Genomic DNA, 4,794 nt, shown 5'->3' on the forward strand with positions numbered 1-4,794 from the left:
ATCTGGATGCGTCCATCGGCGGCGTCGATGGTCATTGGCGCTGCTGGCGAAGCGGACTGCGCACGAGAGGGCATGGCATATTCCGATAAACATGATGCTTTCTGATTCTGGGGGTGAGCCGAGTGCGGTCGCAAGGCCGAGGCTGCACACGGTGTTGGCGCCGGACTGACCTGCGGCTCACGCCCCACGCTCTAGCGTAGCCGGGAGCATCGGTCCCCCGCCGATGACGGAGCTTTCGATGAGCGAGCGCGACAAGGACCAGGCTGACGCCAAGCAGGGCGTGCAGGAAAGCCGGCAGGACAAGCAGCAGGATGAAGTGGCCAAGCAGCGTCCCGGCCAGCAGGACCAGAAGGTGCGCGATGCACATTCGCGTGCACCCGCGCGCAAGGACGGCGGGCAGGAGCCGGCCTGAGCGKCTGGCCAGAACAKAAAGCCCCGGCAGTGCCGGGGCTTTMTGTTTTTCATATGGTGGAGCCAAGGAGGATCGAACTCCTGACCTCGTCATTGCGAACGACGCGCTCTCCCAGCTGAGCTATGGCCCCATGKGGGTGTTGCATCCCGTGGGCAGCGGAGCTGGCGCCACGTGACGGCCCTAGCATAGCGCTGGCCGGTGCCGGCTGCAAAGGGGCGGGCCGGACACAGCGGCGCAGGTGCTCTGCGCCGCTGCAGGCCTGGCTCAGGGCAGCAGGGCCGCCGCGCGCTGGATCGCGATGTCGGTCGCCGCCGACACACCACGCAAGTGGATGCAGGCGTGGATCATCCCCGGCAGGCGCTCCAGCGTGCAGTCCACACCCGCTTCCCGCAGGCTTGCGGCGTATTGTTCAGCTTCGTCGCGCAGCGGATCGAACTCACAGCTCAGCACCGTGGCCGCCGGCAGGCCACGCAGATCGCGGGCGAGGAGGGGCGAAGCCAGCGCCTGTCGGCGGTCACCGTCGCCGAGGTAGGCCTGCCAGCAGCGCTGCATCAGGCCGGCGCTGAGGTAGTAGCCGTCGGCGAACTCGCGGTAGGTGTCGCTGGCCATGGTGGCATCCAGTGCCGGGTACAGCAGCAGTTGATGCGATGGCAACGGCAGTCCCTGATCGCGCAGCAGCAGGCAGCACGCGGCGGCGAGATTGCCGCCGGCGCTGTCGCCGCCGATGACCAACCGTGCCGGATCAAGACCCAGCGCGGTGGCATGGGCCTGCAGCCACAGCCAGGCATCGGCGACGTCGTGCAGCGGCGTCGGGAACGGATGCTCCGGCGCCAGGCGATAGCCGACGGCAGCGACGACATGGCCGCTGGCATTGGCCAGGGCCCGGCAGGGGCCGTCATAGACCGCCAGCGAGCACTGGAACCAACCACCGCCGTGGGCGAACAACAGGGCAGGGCGCAGCTCGGTGCCGTTGGCTGCGGGCGTATACAGGCGCACGACGAGCGCATGGCCGTCGCGCGCGCTGATGACGTGCTCCACGACATGCGATACCGCCTCGGTGGCACCCTGCAGCGTGGGCAGCGCCTGCTCGCTCAGTGCGCGCAGTTCCAGCAGATCGTCTGGCAGTGGTTGCGCCGCCACCGCATCCACGAACGATTGCAACGCAGGTTCAAGCGGCATGCTCAGCCTCCTGCAGGAACGGCAGCAGCTGGGCGAGGAAGGCGTCCGGTGCTTCTTCCATGATGAAGTGGCCACAGCCCGGCACGACGCTGCCGCGCAGGTCATCGGCGTGCGGCTGCAGGGTCAGCATCGGGGCATTGCCGGTGGCGTGCTCGGCGCCGATGGCCAGCACCGGCATCGTCAACCGGCGTTGTGCGCGGAGCTGGTTCTGGCGGATGGTTTCCGGAATCGCTCGGTACCAGGCAAACCCTGCACGCAACGCGCCGGGGCGGCTGTAGGCGGCGATGTAGGTTTCGCTGGCCACCGCATCGCGCCGGTACGACCAGCGGTCGAACATGAAGTCCAGGTAGGCACGTTCGCGACCGGTGATGAGGGCCTCGGGAAGATCGGCCACCTGGTTGAACATGAAGTGCCACAGGAAGATGTTGTCGGCCGGCGCGGCGAAGATGCCCGGCTCAGGCGCCAACCCGGGAATCACCGCTTCGGTCACGGCCAGGCGCTGCACCGCCTGCGGCTGGTCGCTGGCCAATGCATAGGCGATCCACATGCCGATGTCATGGCCGACCACCTGATAGCGCTCGTGGCCCAGCGCCTGCATGGTCTGGTGCAGTACTGCGGCGGCGCTGCCGGTGTCGTAGCCGTGCGCGGGACGATCGGATTCGCCGATGCCGGGCGGGTCGACCGCGATCGCTTCGAAGCCGGCCTCGGCCAGGGCATGCAGCACGTGGCGCCAGGCGTACCAGGTCTGCGGCCAGCCAGGAATCAACAGCACCGGTTGACCGCTGCCGGCGGAGACGCAATGCACGCGCTGGCCGTCGATACGCAGGTAGTGGTGGCGCAGGGTGTCGTCGCCGGGGGCACCAGCGGTGGGGAAATTGGTCATGGGGATGTTCCTGTGGGGGCTCAGGCGATGCCGAGCATGTGCTGCATCTGGGCGGCGCTGATCGGCGCGCCGGCGAAGTCGTCGAAGATCTTGTCGGTGACCGGGATGATGTGGTCGCGGATGAAGGCGGCACCTTCGCGCGCACCGGCTTCCTGGTCCTTCAGGCAGCACTCCCATTCCAGCGTTGCCCAGCCGGCGTAGTCGTACTGCGCCAACTTGGAGAAGATCGACTTGAAATCGACCTGGCCATCGCCCAGCGAGCGGAAGCGGCCCGCGCGTTCGGTCCAGTCGGCGTAGCCACCGTAGATGCCCTGGCGGCCGTTGGGACGGAACTCCGCATCCTTGACGTGGAACATGCGGATCAGCGGATGGTAGATGTCCAGGAACTGCAGGTAATCCAGCTGCTGCAGCACGAAGTGGCTGGGATCGAACAGGATGCGGCAGCGCTCGTGCTGGCCCACACGCTCGAAGAAGCGTTCGAAGCTGGTGCCATCGTGCAGGTCTTCGCTGGGATGGATTTCGTAGCAGAGGTTGATGCCGTTGTCCTCGCAGGTATCGAGGATCGGCCGCCAGCGGCGTGCCAGCTCATCGAATGCGGCATCGATCAGGCCCGGCGGACGCTGCGGGAAGGGGAACAGATAGGGCCAGGCGAACGAGCCGGAGAAGGTGCCCATGTCCTGCAGCCCGAGCCGGCGCGAGGCGCGGGCGGCCAGATGCAGCTGCTGCTGTGCCCATTCGCTGCGTGCCTGCGGATTGCCGCGCAGTGCTTCCGGTGCGAAACCATCGCACAGCTCATCGTAGGCCGGATGCACCGCCACCAGCTGGCCCAGGATGTGGGTGGTCAGCTCGCTGACCTGCAGGCCGTGCTCGGCCAGGGTGCCACGCAGGTCATCGCAGTAGTCCTGGCTGTCGGCGGCGGTGGCCAGGTCGAACAGGCGCGCGTCCCATGCCGGAATCTGCAGGGCCTTGAAACCATGACCGGCCGCCCAGGCGGCGATGCCGGACAGGCTGTCGAACGGCGCCTGGTCGCCAGCGAACTGCGCCAGATGCAGGCTGGGGCCTTTGAGGGTTTGCATGTGTTGCTCCAATTGTTTGTCGGTCGACAAAGAATAGGCGCGTGCATCGGGATGGTCAACACCCGCGTTACACTGCGCGCCTCAGAACGGCAGGCAGGCAGATGGCAGGGCGACCGCGCGAATTCGACAGGGAACAGGCATTGCGCAAGGCGATGCTGCTGTTCTGGCAGCACGGCTATGAGGGCACCTCGATGTCGGCCCTGGTCGAAGCGCTTGGCATTGCCTCGGCGCGCATCTACGCCGCGTTCGGGAGCAAGGAGCAGTTGTTCCGCGAAGCAGTGGCGCTGTACGAGGAAGGCGAGGGCGGCTTCGCGCCGCGCGCGCTGGAGCAGGCGTCACTGCGTGATGCGATCGGCAGCATGCTGCGGGATGCCGTGTTGACCTACACCCGTCGCGGTCGTCCGCATGGCTGCCTGGTGGTGTCCTCGGCCAGCAGCGTGTCACCGGATGGCGAGGGCGTGCGCGACTGGCTGGCCGGCCACCGCCGCCAGCGCACGGCAGCGATCATCGCGCGGCTGCAGCAGGCGCAGGCGGCTGGCGAGCTGGCGGCCGATCTATCCGTGCAGGCGCTGGGCGATCATTTCGCCACGGTGCTGCATGGCATCTCGGTGCAGGCGCGAGACGGCATCAGCCGCGAACGCCTGCTGGCGATGGTCGAGGTCGCGCTGGCGCCGTTACCGCAGCACGGCTGAGGCGGGACTGTGCCGAAAACGGCCTGATACCCCTGCTGCCTGACGACGCAACGAAATTGTAACAATTTGGAGGATAATGGCGGCTTGCGCAGTTTTCCTCCTATTTGCCGCCCGGCCAGCGCAGGCCGCACGGACGCCTCCTCAGAGCTTTCGATGCCTTCCCATTCCGATTCCCGCCGTTCGTCGGGCATGTCGTCCTCCTTCGTTTCCTTCCGTCGCCATCCGCTGGCCCTGGCCTGTGCAGGCCTGGCGCTGGCTGCCAGCTTCGGTGCTGCCGCGCAGGACAGTGCACCGACCCCGACCGGGCTGGACACCATCACCGTGACCGCCGAGCACCGCGAGCAGAACCTGCAGGAAGTGCCGGTGTCGGTAGGCGTGGTGCAGGGCGAGCGCATGCGCGACTTCACCGCCGGCGGCGACGACACCCTGCTGGCGCTGTCCGGCCGCGTGCCGAGCCTGTATGCGGAAACCACCACCGGCCGCATCTTCCCGCGCTTCTACATCCGCGGCCTGGGCAACATCGATTTCTACCTCGGTGCCTCGCAGCCGGTG

5 protein-coding genes, 1 tRNA gene and 1 pseudogene are annotated in these 4,794 nt (G+C 67.3%); 3 read left to right on the forward strand and 4 right to left on the reverse strand.

Annotated elements, in window-relative coordinates; genetic code table 11:
- Positions 1 to 238: 238 nt before the first annotated feature.
- A complete protein-coding gene (locus AC1VAN_RS11675; RefSeq protein ID WP_442251527.1) occupies positions 239 to 412 on the forward strand; it encodes a hypothetical protein in 174 nt (57 codons plus the stop codon).
- A gap of 54 nt (positions 413 to 466) precedes the next feature.
- On the opposite strand, the gene AC1VAN_RS11680 is transcribed toward AC1VAN_RS11675, so the two are convergent.
- The 4 genes from AC1VAN_RS11680 to AC1VAN_RS11695 form a co-directional block, all read right to left on the reverse strand.
- Positions 467 to 542: transfer RNA gene (locus AC1VAN_RS11680), tRNA-Ala, on the reverse strand.
- 134 nt (positions 543 to 676) lie between these two features.
- On the reverse strand, positions 677 to 1,591 hold the full coding sequence (locus AC1VAN_RS11685) for an alpha/beta hydrolase (RefSeq protein WP_032978657.1): 915 nt from the start codon (positions 1,589 to 1,591) through the stop codon (positions 677 to 679).
- The gene (locus AC1VAN_RS11690) at positions 1,581 to 2,474 is read right to left on the reverse strand and encodes an alpha/beta fold hydrolase (protein ID WP_442251526.1); all 894 of its coding nucleotides are present in this window, start codon (positions 2,472 to 2,474) and stop codon (positions 1,581 to 1,583) included. Before AC1VAN_RS11690 ends, AC1VAN_RS11685 begins: the two co-directional genes overlap by 11 nt.
- Positions 2,475 to 2,494: 20 nt before the next feature.
- A complete protein-coding gene (locus tag AC1VAN_RS11695) occupies positions 2,495 to 3,550 on the reverse strand; it encodes a sugar phosphate isomerase/epimerase family protein (RefSeq protein ID WP_134832855.1) in 1,056 nt (351 codons plus the stop codon).
- A 101-nt stretch (positions 3,551 to 3,651) separates the two neighbouring features.
- On the opposite strand from AC1VAN_RS11695, the gene AC1VAN_RS11700 reads away from it, so the two are divergent.
- The gene (locus AC1VAN_RS11700; RefSeq protein ID WP_442251525.1) at positions 3,652 to 4,242 is read left to right on the forward strand and encodes a TetR/AcrR family transcriptional regulator; all 591 of its coding nucleotides are present in this window, start codon (positions 3,652 to 3,654) and stop codon (positions 4,240 to 4,242) included.
- Between the two features lie 189 nt (positions 4,243 to 4,431).
- Positions 4,432 to 4,794 (forward strand): annotated as a pseudogene (locus AC1VAN_RS11705) (TonB-dependent receptor); the annotation flags it as partial.

The sequence above is a fragment of the Stenotrophomonas sp. 05L44_2 genome (genome assembly GCF_056665995.1).